The sequence below is a fragment of the Pseudazoarcus sp. NS36 genome, from assembly GCF_059703705.1.
This window is the reverse complement of the sequence record NZ_BAAKJA010000007.1, coordinates 241,635-263,152: the sequence shown is the minus strand read 5'-3', so window position 1 is coordinate 263,152 and position 21,518 is coordinate 241,635. Positions and strand designations below refer to the sequence as shown.

Here is a 21,518-nt window from a genome sequence, read left to right as displayed (position 1 = left end):
CTGGTGGGGTCAGCCGGGGCGGTTGGCGTCAGCGAGCAGGCGGGTGAAGTCGTCGGCCGGAACGGGCCGGCTGAAGTGAAAGCCCTGCATTTCGTCGCAGCCATGCAGGCGGAGAATCTCCGCCTGTTCGGCCGTTTCGACGCCTTCCGCGATGACGGTGAGACCGAGGCTGTGACCCAGTGAGATCACCATCAGCGGGATCGCCGTGCCGTTCGGACGCGTGATGTCTTCGATGAAGGAGCGATCGATCTTGATGCTGCCGATCGGGAAGCGCTTCAGATAGGTCAGGTTGGAATACCCGGTGCCAAAGTCGTCGAGCGACACGCCCACGCCCAGCTTTGCCAGCGCGGTCAGGATGCGGATCGTGCGCTCCGGGTTCTCCATCATGGCGCTTTCGGTCACTTCCACACTCAAGGCCTGCGGCTGGATTTCGTAGTGCGCGAGCGATTCGGCCAGCGTCCCCGGCAAGGTTTCGTCGGTGAATTGTCGGGCCGAGACGTTGACCGCAATGCGGATGTCGGTGTGCCCCTGCGCGCGCCAGGCGCCGAGCTGGCGGCAGGCGCTGCGGATGACCCAGTCGCCGATCGGCACGATCAGCCCGGTTTCTTCGGCCAGCGGAATGAAGGCGTCGGGCGGCACGAGCCCCCGCGACGGGCAGCGCCAGCGCACAAGGGCCTCGGCACCGGTCACGCGGCCGCTGCGCAGATCCACTTTGGGCTGGTAGTGGAGTTCCAGCTCGTCTTGCTCAAGCGCCCTGCGCAAGCCGTTCTCGAGTTCGATGCGTTCGACCACGCGGGTGTTCAGATCGGGTGCATAGAACTGGAAACTGCCACGCTGCAATTCCTTTGCGCGATACATAGCCAGATCGGCGTTCTTGAGCAGTTGTTCGACACTGTTGCCGTCGCGCGGATACAGCGTGATGCCCAGGCTGGCGGTGACGCGCAGCTCGTGCCCGGACAGCTTGATCAGCTGTGACAGCGCGTCGAGGATCTTGCGGCCGAGCATGACTGCGTCGTTTTCGGATGAGATCGACGGCGCGACGATGACGAACTCGTCGCCGCCGAGCCGTGCAATCGTGTCATCGCCGCGCACCGTGCGGCGCAGCCGCTGCGCCATTTCCTGCAACAGTAGGTCGCCGTCGGCGTGCCCCAGCCCGTCGTTGACGCGCTTGAAGCGGTCCAGGTCAAGCATCATCACGGCTACGTTCGCCCCCGTACGCTCCGCGTGCAGCAGCGCTTGCCCGATGCGGTCGCCGAGCAGATTGCGATTGGCCAGACCGGTCAGTGCGTCGTGGTTGGCCTGGCGTTCAAGCTCGACTTCGTAGGACTTGCTCTCGGTGCAGTCGTTGAAGACCGAGATGGAATGCGTGATCCGCCCGGCAGCGTCGCGTACCGAGGACAGCGCGATGTCACTCCAGAACATCGAGCCGTCCTTGCGATAGTTGCGCAGGGTGACCCGTGCGTCATGGCCGGTCCGGATTGCGTCGCGCAGTCTGGCGATGCCGGGCTGCTCGACGTCTTCTCCGAGCAGGAGGCGCAGGTTGCGACCGAGGATCTCGCTGGCCGGGTAGCCGGACATCTTCTCGAATCCGGCGTTGGCATAAATGACGGGATTGTCGTTCGTCGGATCGGTGCGACTGATCACGATTGCGTTGATGCTTGATTCGATTGCCCGTTCGCGCAGACGCAGTGCTTCTTCGGCTTGCCGGTGCAATTCCCGCGTACGCAGGGAATCGACACCGTAGGCAATGTCGTCGGCCAGTTCCAGTAGCAGGTCGATCTCTTCGTTGTCGAAGGCGCCGGGCTCCTCGCTCGCGAGGCACAGCACGCCGATCCGCTGTTTGCCGGCAAGCAGCGGGATTGCGGCGGTGTGCCGGCCCGTGCCGTCGGCATCGTCCGGGGCGCGCAGCAATTTCGGCAACCGGGTGCTCATCGCCTGCAGGGCCAGTGTGTCGGCCGGGCTGTCAGCGTCGGCTCGGCAGAGGCGCCCGAGGGTTTCGGTCTGGTCGGCACAGGCGACGACCCGGAGGTCGTCGTGTCCGGGTTTCGTCAGTGCCGTCCAGGCTTGAAGGTAGTGACCATGCTCGACGATGAGGCGGCACATCTCCCGGAGCAGGTGTCCTTCGTCGGACGCGCGCACCAGGGTGCGGTTGCACTCGGCCATGACGCGTCTTGCGCGCAGCACGCGCCGCAGCTGGTGTTCGATCTGCATGCGGCTGCGCACTTCCATGCCGAGGTCGGTCGCGCGTGCCTCGAGACGACGGTTCAGATCCCGGTTTTCGTAGATGTGTGCGGCCTGACTGGCCAGTGCGTTGGCGACCCACTCGTCGTCGTGCGTGAATTCCTGAGCGCCGATCTTGTTCAGCAGGCAGACCCAGCCGAACACCGACAGCGCGGACGCAATCGGCGCGACCATGCAGGATTCGACGGTGGGGAAGTCCGCGGGGAGCTCGATGCCCTCGTGTACGCCGTCCTGGCTGCGGCTGCGCATCGAGCGCCGCTGCGCCATCACCCTGGCAAATGCCTGGCCGGTGAGCGTGTCCGACTCCGGGCGGTCGAACGAGGCCGGCGCAAACCCTGCCCGCCACTGATTGCGACTGCGACCACCGTTCGGTTCGATGCAGACGATGGCATAGCCGGCACCCAGCAGTTCGCGCACGCCGCGGCAGGTGCTGTCCATGGCGGCCGCGACGTCCTGTTCTGCCGCGAGCTTCAGATTCAGCTCGGTCAGCGCTGCCAGGCGCTGGTTGGCGTGTTCGAGTTCGGCGGCCTTGGCCGCGAGTTTGTCGGTTAGTACGCGCTGATGAGTGACGCCAAAGGTGCCGTTGCCTGAGCCTTCCTGGGCGGGCTCGTCGTGCTCCAGCTCCGCGTCAATGGCGGCAATGACGTCGGTCGGAACGCAGGGTTTGGTGATGATGCGCCGCACGCCGAGCTTGTGAGCCAGCTCGCGCGCTTCGCGCTCGTGGTAATTCGCGGTGTAGAAGATCACCCGGGTCGTGGCGATCTCCGGTTCGGCGCGCAGCAGATGCACGAACTGGTAGCCGTCCATGGTCGGCATCAGGATGTCGCAGACAATCAGGTCGGGTTTTTCGGCGCGAGCCAACACCAGCGCTTCTGCCCCGTCGGCGGCTTGCAGCGCCTCGTGCCCGTCGTAGCCGACCAGGGTCACGATCAGCTCGCGGTTGGCGGCGTTGTCATCGACGATCAGGATCTTCGCCATGGGGTGCTCAGGTCTCCGGTGTTGCATCGTTGCGCGGCTGTGATGGCGTGCGCAGATAGGTTTCGGCGTCGTCGACAAAGGTCTCCGGCGTGATCGGCTTCGAGAAATAGCCATTGAATCCAGCCTGCATGACCCGTCGGCGATCATCGGGCATGGATGAAGCCGTTACCGCGATCACCGGAATGTCGCGCAGGGCAGGCTGCCCGCGCAGCCCTTCGAGGAAGCCGAAGCCGTCCATGACCGGCATTTCGAGATCGCAGATCACCAGGTCGGGGCGCTGTCGGCTGACCGACGTCAGTCCCTCCGCGCCGTTGGCTGCAGTCGAGACGGCATGGCCGCGCGATTGCAGCAGGTACACGAGGAGTTCCATGTTGATCGGGTTGTCTTCGATGACCAGAATGTGTGCGCTCATGTTCCTGCCTCCGGCAGAACAAGGCTGAACACGCTGCCCTCACCGAAGGTGCTGTGCACCTCGATGTGCCCGCCCAGTTGCTCTGCGAGTTTGCGGCTCAGGTGCAGGCCCAGTCCGGTGCCTTCGCTGGTCTTGCCGCGAGCGCCCTCGATTCTGGAGAACGCCGCGAACAGCCGTGTGAGGTCGTCGGGTTTGATGCCGGGTCCCGTGTCCTCGATACGGATGGTCGTGCGCTCACCCGTGCCGCCGCTCAGCGTGACCCGCACGCTGCCGCGCTCGGTGAACTTGATGGCGTTCTGCATCAGGTTGATGACGATCTGGCTGACCAGTCGGCGATCGGTGTCGATGAAGCACGGGCCGTCAGGCGACTCAACCAACAGATCCAGCCCCTTCGAAGTGGCTTGCGGCTCCAGCGTGCCCACGACCTCGTGGACCAGTTCGCTCAGGTCAGTGGGTTCCAGTGCGTGTTCGAATTTGCCCGCCTCGATCTTGGCGAGGTCGAGCAGGTCGTTGATCAGCGAGAGCAGGTGTTGCCCGCTCTTTGCCACGGTGCGCAGCTGCTTTTCCTGCTCGGCGTTGAGCGGGCCGGGCAGCTTCATCAGCAAGGTTCCGGTGAAGCCGATGATGGCGTTCAGCGGTGTGCGCAGCTCATGGCTCATCGCGGCGAGAAAGTGGTCCTTGGCCGCGTTTGCGCGGGCCAGTTCGACGTTCTTCTCCTGCAGGGCCTGTTCGAAGCGTTTGCGATCCGTGATGTCGCGGATGGCACTGGATACCAGCATGCCTTCCTCGGTTTCGAGCGGGCTCAGGCTGATCTCGATCGGAAACTCGGTGCCGTCCCGCTTGCGCCCATAGAGCTCCAGCCCGACGCCCATGGGGCGCAGGCGCGGATCGCGGAAGAAGCCGTTGCGGTGGGTCGGGTGCTGCGAGCGGTAGCGTTCCGGCATCAGCATTTCGATGGGGTTGCCGACCATTTCATTGCGCGCGTAGCCGAACAGCTGCACGGCTTGCGAGTTGACCAGCGAGATGCAGCCCTCCTGGTCGACGATGATGATCGCGTCGGGCGCGGATTCAAGCAGGCCGCGGAATTTTGCTTCGGCCTTCTTGCGCCCGCTGGTGTCGCGAATGGCACTGAGCACCAGCGCGCCTGCGTCCGTAGAGAGCGGGCTCAGGCTGATCTCGAGCGGAAATTCGCTGCCGTCGCGGCGCAGCCCGAACAGGTCGAGGTCCATGCCCATGGCACGCGTGCGCGGTTGGCCGAAGTAGTGAGAACGGTGGCCGACATGGGGTTCGCGAAAGCGCTGCGGCATCAGCTCTTCCACCGGCCGCCCGAGCAGTTCGCTCTTGTCGTAACCGAACAGCATCTCCGCCTGGTGGTTGGAGAACACGATGCGCCCGGTCATGTTCACGATGACGATGGCGTCCGGCATCGAGTCCAGCAGATCGTGATAACGGGCATCGACCAGTTGCGCATCGCGGCGCACCTTGAGTTGCGTGATGTCCTGATTGCTGACCAGCACATAGGGTGTGCGGTCCGGGGCGTCGTGCACGAGCTTGCTGGAAATCGACACATAGACCAGCGAATGGTCCTTGCGCCGGCGGATAGATTCAAACGTGACGTGTTCGCCGGCTAGTACGTCCCGGAACAGGCGTTGCTCTTCGTCGATCTGTGCAGGCGGTACGACCAGGGCGATCAGGGGCTGGCCGAGCGCCTCTTCAGCCGGGTAGCCGAAAATCGTTTCTGCACCGACGTTCCAGTGTGCGATCACCCCGTCCGGCGCAAGCACGACGAGTGCATCCGGCGAATGTTCCAGCAACAGCCTGGATGCTCTGGCTAGCATGCCTGCCTCTGAGTGGGACTCCGTCGCATGCAGCCGATTCCACTGCGGGAGGCCGCGCTTGCGGGAGGGTTTGCGGGCCGCGGAACAGCCGCATGCGCGGTGGTCCGCTCGTTGCCACTTCTGTCGCACCATCTCGGCGACGCGATTGCCGCGTCGCTCAAAAATGTAACCGTCAGTATAGGTGACATGCTGTTCAGGTAAAGCCGCAATTCGGCTACAGCAAAGGATTTGCCACACTTCGGGCGATTCCTTCTGTGCTTGGCTGCGGTGCGGTGCTTCGGCTCTGATAGCATGGCGCGCTGGACCCCATGGCAGCGCACTCCATGCAAGAACTCCTCGCTTCAGAGCCTCACCGCATCGTCCGTCTGGGTGAGGTTGAAATCGTGCTGCTTGGCACGGCCCACGTTTCTCCGGCCAGCGTGCAGGCGGTGCGTGATCTGCTCGCCACCGATTGCTTTGATGCCGTTGCCGTCGAGCTGTGCGAGAGCCGCCAGCGTGCCATGTTCGACCCCGATGCGATGGGTCGGCTCGATCTGTTCAGTGTGGTCAAGAACCGTCAGGTCGCGATGGTCGCTGCCAGCCTCGCGCTCGGGGCCTACCAGATGCGCATCGCCGAGCAGTACGGCATCGAGCCCGGCGCCGAACTGCGCGCGGCCATAGACGGCGCGCTCGACCGTGGTCTGCCGTTGGCGCTGATCGACCGCGACATCGGCCTGACGCTGCGCCGCACTTACGCGTCGATTCCGTGGTGGCGCCGCACCGAGCTGATCGGAGGCCTGCTCTCCAGCGTGCTCACGCGCGAGAAGATCGAAGAGGCCGAAATCGAGCGGCTGAAGCAGGGCGACATGCTCGAATCGACCTTCAGCGAGTTTGCCGAGCAGTCCGAATCGCTCTACCGCCCGGTCATCCAGGAGCGCGACCGCTACATGGCCGCACATCTGCGCCGGCTGGCCGCCGAACGCGGCAGTGGTCGCGTGCTGGCGGTGATTGGCGCGGGCCACCTGGCCGGCATCGAAAAGCATCTGTCCGAGACCGAGCCGGCGCCCGAGGCCGTCATCACCGAACTGGAACAGGCGCCGCCGCGCGCGCGCTGGCCCAAGGTGCTGCCGTGGGTCATCGTGGCGGTGATACTGATCGGCTTCATCATCGGCTTCTCGCGCAATACGGAAGTCGGCATGCAGATGGTGGTCGAATGGGTGCTCATCAACGGCGGGTTGGCTGCGCTGGGCGGCATCATTGCGCTGGGCCACCCGTTGACCATTCTGGCTGCAGCCGTCGGCGCACCGCTGACTTCGCTTAATCCCACCATCGGTATCGGCTTCGTCACCGCTGCCACCGAAATCTTCCTGCGCAAGCCGCAGGTCGGCGATTTCGCCACGCTGCGTCGCGATGTCATGCAGTGGCGGGGCTGGTGGAGCAACCGCGTTTCGCGCGTGTTACTGGTCTTCCTGTTCACCACGCTCGGCTCGGCCGTCGGCACCTATGTCGGCGGCGCGCGCATTTTCGGGCACCTGGTCGGCGACGGCGGATAGGTCGCGTCGAACCGGCCCCCACCGCTGCGCGTGCCCGCAGGGGTGGGGGCCGGTGCTCGCTAGACGCGCACGCGCGCCAGCGTTTCGTTCAGCCCGGTTGCTACGTCGGCCAATGAGCCCGCTGCGTTGGAGATGTCCAGTGCGGCGTTGGCGCTGTCTTCCGAGCGCTGGGCGATCTGCTCGACGTTGGTGGCAATCTCGTTGGCGGCGATGGACTGCTCCTTGGTCGCCAGTTCGATGCCGTCGATCAGTCCCAGCGTATGTTCGGCCGAAGCCTTGATCTCGGCCAGCGCCTGCGCGGTTGCCATGACTTCCTCGACACTGAGCTCGACCTGCTGCTGGCCGCGGTCGACCGCGGCGACGGCGGTGTCGGTCTCTTCGGTCAGTGCGTCGATGATGGTGGTGATTTCGGTAGTCGACTGGCTGGTGCGCTCGGCGAGCTTGCGCACCTCGTCTGCCACTACAGCGAAACCACGGCCCGATTCGCCGGCGCGTGCGGCCTCGATGGCGGCGTTGAGCGCGAGCAGATTGGTCTGTGCTGCGATGTCGGAAATGACTGCCACGATCTTGCCAATCTCGGCCGACGACTTCGACAGCTGCCCCATGGTCGTGGTGGTGTCCTGCACGTTGCTGGCCAGTTCGCGGATCTGCGCTGCCGCGCGCTCGGCGGTGGATATGCCCTGTTGTGCATCGTCGGCGCTCTTGCGTGCGGATGCAGAGGCTTCCCGCACGTTGTTGGCAACCTCGTTGATGGCCACTGTCACCTGCTGCACCGCAGCGGCGGTGGACGAAGCGGCCTCGCTGGCGAGGTTGGCGCTCTTGGACATGTCGTCAATGGAGTGCGAGACCGCTTCGGATTGGCCCTTGGTGTCGCGCGCCGCGCCCTGTACGTTGATCATGATGGCCTGCAGGTTGGCCATCATCGCGTTGTAGGCGTCGGCGATGCGTCCGATCTCGTCGCGTCGGCTCAGCCGAACGACCCGGCGCAGATCGCCGTCGCGCTGGGTCGCCGACATCGCCTCGCTCAGGGAGCCCAGATCACGCATGGTTCGCGGGATCAGGAAAACCGCGAGATAGGCCTGGATGATCAGCATCGCGCTGAAGGTCACGATCAGACCGGCGAGTTTGATCTGGCGGTCGTCTGCCTCGCTGGCGAGCAGGCCGGTCAGCCCCTGACCGAAAATCAGCAGTGCGAACAGGGCGACCACGCCGAGCGCCGTCTGCAGCCTGGCGGCCAGTGACATGCCGCCGATCTTGCCGAACAGGCCCTTGCGCACCACGCGACCACGCTCGACGGTCAGGCCGGCGCCTTCACGCATGCGACGGTAGGCGGGTTCGACCGCTGCAATGATCTCCTTGGGCGCGCGTCTGCGCACGGATTCATAGGCCACCACCTGACCGTTCTCGCGCACCGGCGAAGTGAAGGCATGCACCCAGTAGAAGCCGCCGTCCTTGCGCCGGTTCTTGACGTAGCCTGCCCACGGGTTGCCGGCCTTGAGGCTGCCCCACAGGTCGCCGAAGGCATCCGTGGGCATGTCTGGGTGACGCACCAGATTATGTGGCTGGCCGATGAGCTCCTCGCGACTGAAGCCTGACAACTCGACGAACAGGTCGTTGGCCTGTTCGATCATGCCCTTGGTGTCGGTACGGCTGTAGATGAAGCGCCCGTCAGGCACCTCTGTTTCGACGTTGGTGCACGGCTGATTGATTCGCATGGGGAGTCTCCGTATTGCGGGGTACGGAATATCTGATTGTTCTTGCCACTTTTTCGGCCGCCAATGCCCGATCTTTAGGGAAACTTTTCGGGCATGTTCAGACGGTATGGCTCACGACCCCTGCCGGGGGCAAGTTCAGCGTGTTTGGCCCGGCGCGTGCGGTATCGTCACAAAGCCACTGTGGACGCCGCGTCCGGCCCGACGGACAATCGCGTCATTCCATCCGCGTGAAGGGGGTGGCCTCGTACGGATGGCCTTGCCGATGCCTCGATCTTTTGTCCTGATTTTGCTGTGCCTGCTGCCGTCCGCGTTGCTCGCGACCGAGCGGACTGCGCGTCCGTTTGGCGAGGTCGCCGTGTACCCCGAATTCCGTGCCCCGGCCCAGGTGCTGGCCACCGACGAGGCGCGCATCTCTGCAGAGGTGTCGGCGCGTGTCGAGTCCTTGCCGGCGCGGGTTGGCGAACGCGTGGCGCGTGGCGCGGAGCTGGCCCGGCTGGATGCCTCCAGCTATCGCGTCGAGCTTGAGCGGGCGCGGGCGCAGGTTGATCTGGTGGCCAATCGGGTCAAGCTCGCCGAGGCGCAACTCGAACAGTCCGCAACGCTGGCTGCGCGCGGTTTCATCAGTGAAGACGGTCTGCGTGTGCGCCGCACCGAAGTGGCGGTATTGAAAAGCGAACTCACAGCCACCCGGCAAGGGCTGGAGGCCGCCCGCCTGCAACTGGCGCGCACGGTGATTCGCGCGCCTTTCGACGGCACGGTGCGTGAGCGCATCGCCAGCGTGGGGGATCTCGCTGCGCCGGGTACGGCGTTGCTGGTGTTCGCGGCCGATGACGGCATCGAGGTACGTGCCCGCGTGCCGGCGGCGCAGGTCGAGGGTTTGCGTGCGGCCAGCGGGTGGCGTCTGGTGGCGGGCGGGATCGAGGCCGATCTGCGACTGCTGCGGGTGTCGCCACTGGTGTCTTCGGCCGGGCAGGCGCGCGAGGTGGTGTTTGCCGCTTCGACCGAGCTGTCGCCGGGGCTGGCGGGCGAGCTACGGTGGGCCAGCCCGCAGCCGCATCTGCCATCGGCCTGGGTGCAGCAGCGCAACGGCAGTCTCGGCGTGTGGCTGATGCGTGACGGCCAGCCCGTCTTCCAGTCGCTGCCGCAGGCCGAACTCGGGCGCCCGGTGGCGGTGAGTCTGCCGGCGGACACCCTGCTGGTCGATGAAGGCCGCTTCAGCCTCGACCTGCCGCCGCGCAACGGCAACGGGGGCGCGAAGTGAGGGCTGTGTTCGAGCGGCTGATCACCAACCATCCGCTCGCCAACATCGCCTTTGCGCTGGTCATCTTCGGCGGCATCTTCAGCTATGTGACGATGCCGCGCGCGCAGGACCCGGAGATCAACTTCAACTGGGTCAACATCACCACCGCGCTGCCCGGTGCCTCGGCCGAGGATGTCGAGCGTGAGCTGACCGGCCCGCTGGAAGATTCGCTGGCACAGGTGAAGGACATCAAGTTCGTGTCCTCGTCGAGCCGCGAGGGCGTGTCGTCGATTCTCGTGCGTTTCGAGGACATCAGCGAGCGTCAGTTCGACCGTCGCATCAACGACCTGCGCCGCGAGATCCAGAACAAGGCTTCGGCCGAATTGCCCTTCGATGCCACCGATCCGGTGGTGCTCGAGATCACCTCATCGAACGGTTTCCCGACCGCGATGATGGCGGTGTACGCGCCGGCCGGTGGCGAGACCTTGCGCCGTGCCGCCTTCACGCTGAAGAAGGACATCGAACAACTTGCCGGCGTCGATCAGGTCATGGCGCTGGGGTTGGACGAGCCCGAGCTGCACGTCGATTTCGATCCCGAGCGCGTCGCCGCCACCGGCCTGTCGCCGATCCGGATTGCCGACGGCGTGAGCGGCTGGTTCCGCAACACGCTGGGAGGGCGCATTCGCGTGCAGGACAGCGAATGGCTGGTGCGCATGGAGGGCAAGACTGCCGATCCGCAGGTGCTGGCGGGCGCCGCCATCGTTACACCCGAGGGGCGCGTGGCGCTGGGTGAGGTGGGGCGTGTCGCGCGCGGCCACGAGCGCACCACGCAACTCGTGGCCTACAACGGCCAGCCTGCCATTCTGTTGTCGATCACCAAGCAGCCCGACACCAACACGCTGGAACTGGTCGGCCGGCTCGAAGCCTTCGCCGCCGAGCGCAATCCGCTGCTGCACGGGCAGGGCGTACAGCTCGTCACCGTCGATGACCAGACCTACCAGACGCGCAGCGCCATCGGCATCATGGAATCGAACGCGCTGCTGGGTCTGTTTGCGGTGCTGGGCATGTGCTGGCTGTTTCTCGGCAGCCGCATCGCGCTGCTGGTGGCCATCGGCATTCCGTTTTCGCTGGCCGGCGCCTTTCTGGTGGTCGACGGCATTGGCTCGACGCTGAACCTGACCGTGCTGCTGGGCATTGTCATCGTGCTCGGCATGGTGGTGGACGACGCCGTGGTGGTGGTCGAGGCCATCTACTACCGCCTGCAACGCGGCGAGGCGCCGCTGGATGCCGTCATCGGCGGTGTTGCCGAGGTCGGCGCGCCGGTGCTGTCGTCGGTGCTGACCACCATCGCGGCCTTTCTGCCGCTGATGTTGCTGCCCGGCATCCTTGGCGACTTCATGTTCGTCGTGCCCTTTGTGGTCACCGTGGCGCTGCTGATCAGCCTGTTCGAGGCCTTCTGGATCCTGCCCTCGCACGTGCTGGCGGTGCGTCCCGACTTCACGCGCAAGCCCAGCCGCGCCCAGCGCTTGCGCGAGCGTTTCACGCACAAGGTGCGCGTGAAGTACTCGCGTCTGCTGGTGGCCGTCATGCGCCGCCCCAAGACGGCGCTGGCGGTGGTGCTGATCACCATCGTCGCGTCGATCGGCGCGGTCGGCAGCGGCATCGTCAAGATGCAGTTCTTTGCCTTCGATTCGGTGCGGCTGTTCTACATCAACGTCGACATGCCGCCCGGCGTGGCGCTGGAACGCACGCTGGCGCAGGCCGAGCGCGCGGCCGAGATCGTGCGTGCGCGCGTCGGTGACGAGGACATGCGCGGGCTGGTGGCTTCGGCCGGCAACAAGTTCACCGAAACCGAGCCGCTGTACGGCGACCAGTACGGCCAGGTCATCGTGTCGCTCGCGCCGCGCTATGGCGACATGGCCGAAACGGGCGAGATCATCGAGCGCCTGCGCCCCGAAATCGAGGCACTCAACGGCGAGGCGCGCTTTGCCTTTCTCGAACTCAAGGGCGGGCCACCCACCGCCAAGCCGATCAGCGTCAAGATCAAGGGCGACGACTACGCCGAATTGCGCGCCGCCGCCGATGCGCTGATCGAGGCAGTGCGCGGCATCTCCGGTACGCGCGACGTCACCGACGATGACGTGGCCGGCCGTAACGAACTGCGTCTGGTGCCGAACCGCGAGAAGCTCGCCCGCGCCGGCGTGCCGGCCGGCGATGTGGCGCGGTTGCTGCGTCTGTACGGCGAGGGCGAGGTGGTGGGCGTGACGCGCGATCAGGGCGAGAAGATGGAAGTCATCGTGCGTGCCCGCCCCGAGTCGCTGATCGACGTCACCGAAATCCTGCAGCGCCCGGTACCGCTGCCTGATGGCCGCAGCGTGCAACTGGGTGAGTTGGTGGACGTGCAGACGCTTGTCTCCAAGGGCTACATCCGCCACTACCAGTTCAAGCGTGCCATCACCGTCGAGGCCGATCTCGACCGCGAGCAGATCGACACGCTGGCCGCCAACAACCAGCTCAAGGCGCGCTGGGCCGAGCTGCAGGCGAGCTACCCGAACGTGACGCTGGATTTCTCGGGCGAGCTCGACGACATCCAGGAGAGTCTGGACTCGATGGCGCGACTGTTCGCCTTCGGCGTCGGGCTGATCTACCTGATTCTGGCCACCCAGTTCCGCAGCTACTGGCAGCCGATGATGATTCTGGCCACCGTGCCGCTGGCCTTTACCGGCGTGATCCTCGGCCTGCTGATCTCCAACAATCCGCTGTCGCTGTACACGCTGTACGGCGTCATCGCGCTGACCGGCATTGCCGTGAACTCCGCCATCGTGCTGATCGACGCCGCCAACGAACGCGTCCGCCTCGGCATGAGCGTGCAGCACGCTGCGATCTACGCCGCGCGCCGCCGCGTCGTGCCGATCCTGATTACGTCCATCACCACCATCGGCGGCCTGTTTTCGCTGGCGGTCGGGCTGGGCGGCAAGTCGCTGATGTGGGGGCCGGTGGCGGCCAGTATCGTGTGGGGGCTGGGCTTCTCGACGGTGCTGACGCTGTTCGCGATTCCGCTCATCTACCGGCTCGCGATGGGGCGCAAACGCAAAGGACCTGCCCCCGCCTGAGCGCGTAAAAACCGCGTAGAATCACGGCCTTGAATCCCGCAGCAGGTCTTCCCGTGTTTCCCGACAGCAGCACTCCCGCGCCGATTCAGTCGCGCGCCCGCCCGCCTTCCCGCCCCGCGCCGTTCCTGCCGATGTCGCGCAAGGAGATGGATGCGCTCGGTTGGGACCAGTGCGACGTCATTGTGGTCACCGGCGACGCCTATCTCGACCACCCGAGCTTCGGCATGGCGCTGGTCGGGCGCATGCTCGAAGCGCACGGGTTTCGCGTCGGCATCATCAGCCAGCCCGACTGGACCAGCGCCGAACCCTTCCGCGCGCTCGGCAAGCCGCGGCTGTTCTTCGGGCTGACTGCGGGCAACATGGATTCGATGGTCAACCGCTACACGGCCGACCGCAAGATCCGCTCGGACGACGCCTACACGCCGAACGCCGAGGCCGGCAAACGGCCCGACCGTGCCGTCACGGTGTATGCCCAGCGCGCGCGCGAAGCCTTTCCGGACGCCAGCATCGTCATCGGCAGCATCGAGGCGTCCTTGCGCCGCATTGCGCATTACGACTACTGGTCGGACAAGGTGCGCCGCTCGGTGCTGCCGGACTCCAAGGCCGATCTGCTGATCTTCGGCAACGCCGAGCGCGCGCTGGTGGATTTGGCGCACCGGCTCGATGGGGGCGAAGACATCAAGGAAATCCGCGACCTGCGTGGCACGGCCTTCATGGTCAAACCGGGCTGGCTGCCGGGCGATGACTGGGCCGAGGTGGATTCGCTGGCGCTCGACCGCCCGGGGCGCATCGAGCCGCATGTCGATCCCTACGCGATGGAGCCGGAGCCCAAGAGCGGTGCGTCCTGTAGCAGCGAGGGCGGCAGCACGGCCGCCGCGCAGCCGGTGCGTATCGTGCCGCTGGCCGAGCGCGTTGCCACGCGCCGCGCGGCCCGCGCCAAAACCGCCATTCGTCTGCCGTCCTTCGAGCAGGTCACGGCCGACCCGGTGATGTACGCCCACGCCTCGCGCGTGTTCCACCTCGAATCCAACCCCGGCAATGCCCGCGCGATGGTGCAGGCGCACGGCGAGGGGCCGGGCCGGCGCGACGTGTGGCTCAATCCGCCGCCGATTCCGCTGACCACGCCCGAGATGGATTTCGTCTACGGCCTGCCGTATGCCCGTGCGCCGCACCCTGCTTACGGCGATGCGCGCATCCCGGCGTGGGACATGATCAAGTTCTCGATCAACATCATGCGCGGGTGTTTCGGCGGCTGTACCTTCTGCTCCATCACCGAGCACGAGGGCCGCATCATTCAGAGCCGCTCTGAGGAATCCATCCTCAACGAGATCAAGGACATCCGCGACAAGATCGCCGACTTCAAGGGCCACATCAGCGACATGGGCGGCCCCACCGCCAACATGTACCGCATGGCCTGCAAGGACGAGAAGATCGAGCAGTCCTGCCGCCGTCTGTCCTGCGTGTATCCGGGCATCTGCGAGAATCTGAACACCGACCACGCGCCACTGATCTCGTTGTACCGCAAGGCGCGCGCGATTCCGGGCGTCAAACGCGTGACCATCGGGTCCGGCCTGCGCTACGACCTTGCGGTGCGTTCGCCCGAGTACGTCAAGGAACTGGTTACCCACCACGTCAGCGGCCTGCTCAAGATCGCGCCCGAGCACACCGAGGAAGCCACGCTCTCCAAGATGATGAAGCCGGGCATCGGCAGCTACGAAGCCTTCCGCAAGATGTTCGACAAGTACTCGGCCGAGGCCGGCAAGAAGCAGCATCTGGTGCCGTACTTCATCGCCGCGCACCCGGGCAGTACCGACGAAGACATGCTCAACCTCGCGCTGTGGCTCAAGAGCAATGGATTCCGGCCCGATCAGGTGCAGACCTTCATGCCCACGCCGATGGCCATGGCGACCACCATGTACCACTCGCGCAAGAACCCGCTGCGCAAGGTCACGGCCGATTCGGAAACCGTCGAAACCGCGCGCGCCGGCAAGACCCGCAAGTTCCACAAGGCGCTGCTGCGCTGGCACGACTCCGACAACTGGCCGCTGATCCGCGAGGGGCTGAAGGCCATGGGCCGCGCCGACCTCATCGGCAACCGGCCGGATCAGCTTGTGCCGCACCACCAGCCGGTGGGCGCGCGTCCGCTGCCTACGCCTGCCCCGCGCAAGACGCAGAGCAAGAATGCGGCGCGCCCGCAGTCGGGTAAGCCTTCGGCTCGCCCGAACGGCGCCCGTAGCACCGGCCCGCGTACGGGCTCACGCCGCTCGGGTTGAGGTGCAGGCTTTGCCCCGCCAGCATGGGCACCTTTCTGTCCTTTTCACTGGAGTTGCCATGAAGTCCGTGTCCCGCCTGATCGTGCTTGGTCTGATGATGCTGACGGGTACGGCGCCGCTGATGGCTGAGGACTCCACCGATTACGCACAGGAAGGCGAGCGTCGCGCCGTCGCGGCCGGTGCGTCACTGATCGGGCAGCGCTTGCCGGCTCTTACGCTGAAGACCATTGATGGCGGGAGCATCGACCTCGGTGCCTACCGCGGCAAGCGCCCGGTGTACCTCAAGTTCTGGGCGACATGGTGTGTGCCCTGTCTGGCGCAGATGCCGGACTTCAACGCCATTCACGCCCGCCTTGGCGGCGATATTGCTGTCATCGCACTGAACACCGGTTTCAATGACGATCTGGCTGCGGTACGGCGTTTCCGCGAAGAACTGAACATGCGCATGCCGGTCGTGATCGACGACGGTCGCCTGGCGCGCGCCCTGAACCTTCGGGTCACGCCGCAGCACGTGGTGGTGGGGCGCGACGGCCGCATCCTGCATGTCGGGCACCTCGACGACGCCAAACTGCACGCCGCGCTCGATCAGGCTATCGCGCAGTCGGCGGCCGGGGCTGCGGGCGAAGTGCCCGCATTGCCAGTGGCGAAGACCTACACGCCGGGCGACGACGTGCAAGGCGTGGAGCTGACCACGCTCGATGGCATGCGCCTGCGGCTGGGTTCGGCGCGGGCCGGCAAGCCACGTGGGGTGGTCTTCACGGCGGCATGGTGCGAGTGGTACGTGGCCGAGCGCCGCCCGGAAACCGCGCAGGCGTGTGAGCGGGTGCGGCGTCGCGTGGATGCCCTCGCGGCGCGTGGTGACGTGCTGTGGGTCACCGTGGCATCCGACCTGTGGACCACGGCTCAGGATCTGCGTGAGTACGGCACCGGCAACCAGCTTCGCACGCCGCTCGTGCTGGACGAAGGCGGCGCGCTGTTCGCGGCTTTTGGTGTGCGCCAGGTGCCGAGCGTGGCGCTGATCGGAGCGGATGGACGGCTGTTGCAGCTATTGGGGCCGGAGGAGCTTGGCGTGGAAGCCGTCGAACGGCTGGGAGCCGGCGCTCGCTGAGCGCATACCGCAAATAAAATTCATCCGCGCGCGCAGGCGCGTTGAGTGCTGCGGGAACGGAAAAAAAAGAAACCCCGGCGATCGTGCGGGATCAGACCAATGATGCGCACGAGGCCGGGGCCAGGGGAGGACAACCGCACAGGTTGAGCAAAACCTGTGACTCAACAAGCCGTCGCCCGACGGAGGAGGGAGAATCGGGCGCCGGCAGGAGTTCGTTACTGAACCGCGCCTGCTCAGGCGTGGTAGTGCTTCAGGCCGGGGGCGGCGTTGCGGACGGCGTCACGCACACGCTGGACGGCAGTGCGGAGCAGGTCCGCGATGATCTGGTTGCGCATGTGGTGCGCGGCGACAATGATGCGGGTCACGTCGATGTTTTCGTCGTACATGTCTTTTTTCTCCTTTGAGCTCATCGTGTAAGCACGGGATGAAATGTACAAAGCATGACGCGGCGCAACAAACGATGTATTGTCACTCGACGGATGAGCTCAATTCATCCATGACAGAGAACACATGAGCGACCGCCTGCCTGCCCTCAACGCACTGCGCACCTTCGAGGTTGCCGCCCGTCACCTGAGCTTCAAGGACGCGGCGGAAGAACTGTCCGTCACGCCGACGGCGGTCAGTCACCAGATCCGCGGGTTGGAAGAATTCCTCGGCGTCGAGCTGTTCCGCCGCCTCACCCGTGCGCTGGAGCTCACCTCCGAGGGCGAGGCCATGCTGCCCAAGGTGCGCGAAGGCATGGACTGCTTTGCGGCCGCCGTGGCCGAAGTGCGCAGCATGAAACCCGGTGCGCGGCTGCGGGTGGTGGCGCCGCCGTCCTTTGCCCAGCGCTGGCTGATGCCGCGCCTGTGGCGATATAACGAGCGCGAGCCCAACGTCGAGCTGTACATGCGCGGCTCGATCAAGGCCATCGACTCTTCCGCCCAGCAGAGCACCCATCACAGCGATGACGCCGATCAGCGGCGCGGGCGCAACCGCGACGTGCCGCAGGTGTGGGTGCGCTACGGGCGCGGCCACTACGTCGGCGTGCGCACCGACCGCCTGTTCGAGCCCGAATACACCGCCGTGTGCAGTCCGGCGCTGCTGCAGCGGCGCATCCCGCTCAACAAGCCCGAAGACCTGCGCCACTTCGCGCTGATCCACGACGAGACCATTCCCGACCGTGCGCTGCGTCCGCGCTGGGAAGCGTGGCTGGCTGCAGCCGGCGTGCACGGCGTGCGCGTGGCCGGCCCGCATTTCTCCAACTCCGGGCTGGCCATTTCGGCCGCCATCGACGGCCTGGGCGTGGCGCTGCTGGCCAAACAGATCGTCGAGGGCGAAATTGCCACCGGGCGACTGGTGGCGCCCTTCGACGTCAGCATCCGCTGCGGCTTCTCGTATTACATCGTGTCGCCGAAGAACGTCGCCGACACCCCGCAGGTGGCGAGTTTCCGTGATTGGCTGATCGAGGAGGCGGCGGCTGAGGCGTGATCGGCCATGCACGCCCCTTGCGGCTTGCAGCAGTGCGTACGCATGGAATAATCGGGACGTGTCGAGATTTTCAGCCCGATTGAATTGATGAGCACTTCCTACGCTGTCCTGAACGAAGCCATGCTCTCCGAGATCGCTCTCGGTGCGCTGCTGATGTCCGAGCAACTCGGCCACGACGAGTTCGACGAGCGTGTGATCGACGCCATGCGTGCCACGCCGCGTCACGAATTCGTGCCGACGGAGTTGCAGCAATACGCCTATCTGCTGCGGCCATTGCCGATCGGTTTCGAGAAAACCATTGCCAACCCGTTGATCATCGCCGCGATGACCGACCTGCTGCAGCTGGGGCCGCAGCACACGGCGCTGGAGATCGGTACAGGGCTGGGTTACCACGCCGCGATTCTGTCGAAGCTCGCGCGCAAGGTGTATTCGATGGAGTTCGTTGATGCGCTGGCAAAGCAGGCGGCCGAGCGTTTGGCGCGTGTGGGCTGTGGCAACGTCGAGGTGATCGCCGGAAACGGCGCCAACGGTCTGTCGGCGCATGCGCCGTACGACCGCATCCTGGTCACCTGCGCGCCACAGATGATTCCGCACACCCTGCTCAATCAATTGAAGGCGGGCGGGCGCATGGTCATTCCGGCCGGGCTGGATGGGGCGCAGATGCTGATGCTGGTGAGCAAGAATGCCGCCGGGCGGACGTCGGTGCAGGACATGATGCCGGTGGATTTCGGGCCGATGGAAGCCCAGGCGGCCGTGCTCCATTCCTGAAACGCGAAGCCTCGGCCCGCCGACAAAGCCTTGAACGGGCCGCCTTGGGGCGGCCCTTGCATTTTGTGCTTGACCTTCCCATTGTGGGAAGGAAGAGACTGGTCTCGTCTCAACGAGTGGAGCACCGGAATGCAGAGCTACAAGGTCACCGGAATCGGCTGTGGGTCCTGCGTACGCAAGATCATTGCCGCCATCAACAATATCGATGACGAGGCGAAAGTCGAGGTCGATCAGGCCGCCGGCATTGTGCGCGTGGAGGCCGATCTGGAGCCGCGCGAGGTGGTGCGCGCCATTGAGGATGCGGGCTACGCCGCGCAGGCCGTGTCGGAGGCGCAGCGATGAACACGCAGACCCTGCACGTGGGGGGTATGACCTGCGCTTCGTGCGTTGCTCACGTCGAAAAGGCGCTACTGAAGGTGCCGGGCGTGGAAGCGGCGAGCGTGAATCTTGCGACCGAAACGGCCACCGTTACCACTGCAGCAGAAGTCGAGTTTGACGCGCTGGTGCAGGCGGTGGAAAAGGCCGGTTACGAGGTGGTGCGTGACGAGACCGTGCTCGACATCGAGGGCATGAGCTGCGCGGCCTGCGTCGGGCGCGTGGAGAAGGTCTTGCTGCGCGTGCCGGGCGTGGTCTCGGCCAGCGTGAATCTGGCGGCGCGCAATGCGCGCGTCGAGAGCGCCGGCGATGTGCCGGTGGCGGCGCTGGTGGCGGCCGTGAAGAAGGCCGGCTTTGACGCGAAACCGGCGGCCGAAGCCGCCGAGGGCGCGCGCGAGGCCGCCGCAGCCGCCGAGGAACGCGAATTGCGCCGTGACGTATGGATTGCCGTGGCGCTGACGCTGCCGGTGTTCGTCCTGGAGATGGGCTCTCACCTGATTCCGGGCATGCACGAGTGGGTGATGGCCACGATTGGCCACACCGCCAACGGTTGGATCCAGGCGGTGCTGACCACAGCGGTGATGTTCGGCCCCGGCCTGCGTTTCTTCCGCAAGGGCGTGCCAGCCCTGCTGCGCGGCGCACCGGACATGAATGCGCTGGTGTCACTTGGCACGGGCGCGGCGTGGGCCTATTCGCTGGTGGCGCTGATCGCGCCGAGGCTGTTGCCGGAGGGTACGGCCAACGTCTATTTTGAGGCGGCGGCGGTGATCGTCACGCTGATCTTGGTCGGCCGATTGCTGGAGGCGCGCGCACGTGGCCGCACGTCGGAAGCCATCCGCCGCCTGATGAAGATTGCACCACGCACCGCGCGCGTGCGTCGAGACGGCGTCGCGGTGGAGCTGCCGATTGGCGAGGTCGTGGTGGGCGACGTTGTTGAAGTGCGCCCCGGCGAGAAGATTGCGGTGGATGGTGAAGTGGTCGAGGGCTCGTCCTTCGTGGATGAGTCCATGATCACCGGCGAAGCCGTGCCGGTCGAGAAAGCGATCGGCGCGCAGGTGGTCGGCGGCACGCTCAACACGCGTGGCGCGCTGGCCTTTCGCACCACGCGGGTCGGCGCTGACACGGTGCTGGCGCAGATCATCCGCATGGTCGAACACGCGCAAGGCGCCAAGTTGCCGATCCAGGCGCTGGTCGACAAGGTGACGATGGTGTTCGTGCCGGTGGTGATGGGCGTGGCGCTGCTGACCTTCGTGGCGTGGATGATCTTCGGCGCCTCGCCCGCGCTGAGCTTTGCGTTGGTGTGCGCGGTGGCGGTGCTGATCGTGGCCTGCCCCTGCGCGATGGGTTTGGCCACGCCGACGTCGATCATGGTGGCCACCGGCCGTGCCGCGGCCATGGGCGTGCTGTTCCGCAAGGGCGACGCGCTGCAGGAGCTGTCGCGCGTCGACGTCGTGGCTTTCGACAAGACCGGCACGCTGACGCTGGGCCGCCCGCAACTGACCGATCTGGACGCGGCGCAGGGTTTCGCGCGCGACGAGGTGCTGGCGCTGGTAGCCGCAGTCGAGCGGCGTTCCGAACACCCGATTGCCGAGGCGATTGTTGCCGCTGCGCGCGAAGCGGCCCTCGACATCGCGGAAGCCGAACGTTTCGAAGCCACGGTCGGCCACGGCGTGCGTGCGCAGGTCGCGGGACGACGCGTGGAAGTCGGCGCCGACCGCATGATGCGCGGACTGGGGCTGGATATTTCCGAGTTTGCCGAAACCGCCGAACGCCTCGGTGACGAGGGCAAGAGCCCGCTGTACGCCGCCATCGACGGCCAGCTCGCCGCCATCATCGCCGTGGCCGATCCGCTCAAGGACACCACGGTGGAGGCCATCCGCGCCCTGCACGCGATGGGCCTGAAGGTGGCGATGGTCACCGGCGACAACACCCGCACCGCGCAGGCCATCGCCCGCCTGGCCGGCATCGACGACGTCGCCGCCGAGGTGCTGCCGGACGGCAAGGTCGAGGCGCTGCAACGGCTCCGCGGCGAGGGCCGGCGCATCGTGTTTGTTGGTGACGGCATCAACGATGCGCCCGCGCTGGCCTCGGCCGATGTCGGCATGGCCGTCGGTTCGGGCACGGACATCGCCATCGAGAGCGCCGACGTGGTGCTGATGTCCGGCGATCTGGCTGGCGTGCCGCGCGCCATCGCGCTCTCGCGCGCGACCATGCGCAACATCCGCCAGAACCTGTTCTGGGCCTTCGCCTACAACGCGGCGCTGATCCCGCTCGCAGCCGGAGTGTTCTACCCGGCCTTCGGGCTGCTGCTCTCGCCCATCTTCGCGGCGGCCGCGATGTCGCTGTCGAGCGTGTTCGTGTTGAGCAACGCGCTTCGGTTGCGGTGGTTCGCCGTGGCGTCCGACCGCAGGGCGCTATAACCGAAGGGCATTGCGCCGTATGAGGCTTACATCCG

At 65.9% G+C, this 21,518-nt stretch carries 14 protein-coding genes; 9 read left to right on the top strand and 5 right to left on the bottom strand.

The window, feature by feature from the left end:
- Nucleotides 1–9: 9 nt before the first annotated feature.
- Genes AC6H0R_RS13110 through AC6H0R_RS13100 form a run of 3 tightly spaced genes read right to left on the bottom strand, consistent with a single transcriptional unit; the run spans nucleotide 10 to nucleotide 5,469 of the window.
- Nucleotides 10–3,219, bottom strand: coding sequence for a two-component system response regulator (locus AC6H0R_RS13110; RefSeq protein ID WP_497581801.1), 3,210 nt, complete (start codon nucleotides 3,217–3,219; stop codon nucleotides 10–12).
- A 7-nt stretch (nucleotides 3,220–3,226) separates the two neighbouring features.
- Complete coding sequence (locus tag AC6H0R_RS13105) at nucleotides 3,227–3,631, bottom strand: response regulator (protein WP_497581800.1); 405 nt, start codon at nucleotides 3,629–3,631, stop codon at nucleotides 3,227–3,229.
- Entirely contained in the window at nucleotides 3,628–5,469 is a 1,842-nt protein-coding gene (locus AC6H0R_RS13100) for a PAS domain S-box protein (RefSeq protein ID WP_497581799.1), read from the bottom strand. The genes AC6H0R_RS13105 and AC6H0R_RS13100 overlap by 4 nt, the downstream gene beginning before the upstream one ends.
- Nucleotides 5,470–5,792: 323 nt before the next feature.
- On the opposite strand from AC6H0R_RS13100, the gene AC6H0R_RS13095 reads away from it, so the two are divergent.
- Nucleotides 5,793–7,001, top strand: coding sequence for a TraB/GumN family protein (locus AC6H0R_RS13095; protein WP_497581798.1), 1,209 nt, complete (start codon nucleotides 5,793–5,795; stop codon nucleotides 6,999–7,001).
- Nucleotides 7,002–7,060: 59 nt separating this feature from the next.
- Here AC6H0R_RS13095 and AC6H0R_RS13090 read toward each other — a convergent pair whose 3' ends face one another.
- Nucleotides 7,061–8,716, bottom strand: a complete 1,656-nt coding sequence (locus AC6H0R_RS13090; protein ID WP_497581797.1) for a methyl-accepting chemotaxis protein — start codon at nucleotides 8,714–8,716, stop codon at nucleotides 7,061–7,063.
- 262 nt (nucleotides 8,717–8,978) lie between these two features.
- On the opposite strand from AC6H0R_RS13090, the gene AC6H0R_RS13085 reads away from it, so the two are divergent.
- The 4 genes from AC6H0R_RS13085 to AC6H0R_RS13070 all read left to right on the top strand — a co-directional run bounded on the left by AC6H0R_RS13085 (nucleotide 8,979) and on the right by AC6H0R_RS13070 (nucleotide 16,450).
- Nucleotides 8,979–9,977 carry an efflux RND transporter periplasmic adaptor subunit gene (locus AC6H0R_RS13085; protein WP_497581796.1) on the top strand — a complete coding sequence of 333 codons (999 nt, stop codon included), beginning with the start codon at nucleotides 8,979–8,981 and terminating at the stop codon, nucleotides 9,975–9,977.
- Nucleotides 9,974–13,069, top strand: coding sequence for an efflux RND transporter permease subunit (locus AC6H0R_RS13080; protein WP_497581795.1), 3,096 nt, complete (start codon nucleotides 9,974–9,976; stop codon nucleotides 13,067–13,069). Before AC6H0R_RS13085 ends, AC6H0R_RS13080 begins: the two co-directional genes overlap by 4 nt.
- Before the next feature lie 131 nt (nucleotides 13,070–13,200).
- The gene (locus AC6H0R_RS13075) at nucleotides 13,201–15,342 is read left to right on the top strand and encodes a YgiQ family radical SAM protein (protein WP_497581818.1); all 2,142 of its coding nucleotides are present in this window, start codon (nucleotides 13,201–13,203) and stop codon (nucleotides 15,340–15,342) included.
- Nucleotides 15,343–15,400: 58 nt separating this feature from the next.
- Nucleotides 15,401–16,450 (top strand): redoxin family protein, encoded by a 1,050-nt coding sequence (locus AC6H0R_RS13070; RefSeq protein ID WP_497581794.1) that lies wholly within the window; start codon nucleotides 15,401–15,403, stop codon nucleotides 16,448–16,450.
- 233 nt (nucleotides 16,451–16,683) lie between these two features.
- On the opposite strand, the gene AC6H0R_RS13065 is transcribed toward AC6H0R_RS13070, so the two are convergent.
- Nucleotides 16,684–16,836: an RSP_7527 family protein gene (locus tag AC6H0R_RS13065; protein WP_497581793.1), complete on the bottom strand. Its 153-nt coding sequence runs from the start codon at nucleotides 16,834–16,836 to the stop codon at nucleotides 16,684–16,686.
- A gap of 124 nt (nucleotides 16,837–16,960) precedes the next feature.
- Between AC6H0R_RS13065 and gcvA the strand changes: the two genes are divergently transcribed.
- The 4 genes from gcvA (at nucleotide 16,961) to AC6H0R_RS13045 (ending at nucleotide 21,483) form a co-directional block, all read left to right on the top strand.
- The gene (gcvA, locus tag AC6H0R_RS13060; RefSeq protein ID WP_497581792.1) at nucleotides 16,961–17,920 is read left to right on the top strand and encodes a transcriptional regulator GcvA; all 960 of its coding nucleotides are present in this window, start codon (nucleotides 16,961–16,963) and stop codon (nucleotides 17,918–17,920) included.
- 87 nt (nucleotides 17,921–18,007) lie between these two features.
- Nucleotides 18,008–18,688 carry a protein-L-isoaspartate(D-aspartate) O-methyltransferase gene (locus AC6H0R_RS13055; protein ID WP_497581791.1) on the top strand — a complete coding sequence of 227 codons (681 nt, stop codon included), beginning with the start codon at nucleotides 18,008–18,010 and terminating at the stop codon, nucleotides 18,686–18,688.
- Nucleotides 18,689–18,817: 129 nt separating this feature from the next.
- A complete protein-coding gene (locus AC6H0R_RS13050) occupies nucleotides 18,818–19,030 on the top strand; it encodes a heavy-metal-associated domain-containing protein (protein ID WP_497581790.1) in 213 nt (70 codons plus the stop codon).
- Nucleotides 19,027–21,483, top strand: coding sequence for a heavy metal translocating P-type ATPase (locus tag AC6H0R_RS13045; protein WP_497581789.1), 2,457 nt, complete (start codon nucleotides 19,027–19,029; stop codon nucleotides 21,481–21,483). Before AC6H0R_RS13050 ends, AC6H0R_RS13045 begins: the two co-directional genes overlap by 4 nt.
- The last annotated feature ends 35 nt before the right edge of the window (nucleotides 21,484–21,518 follow it).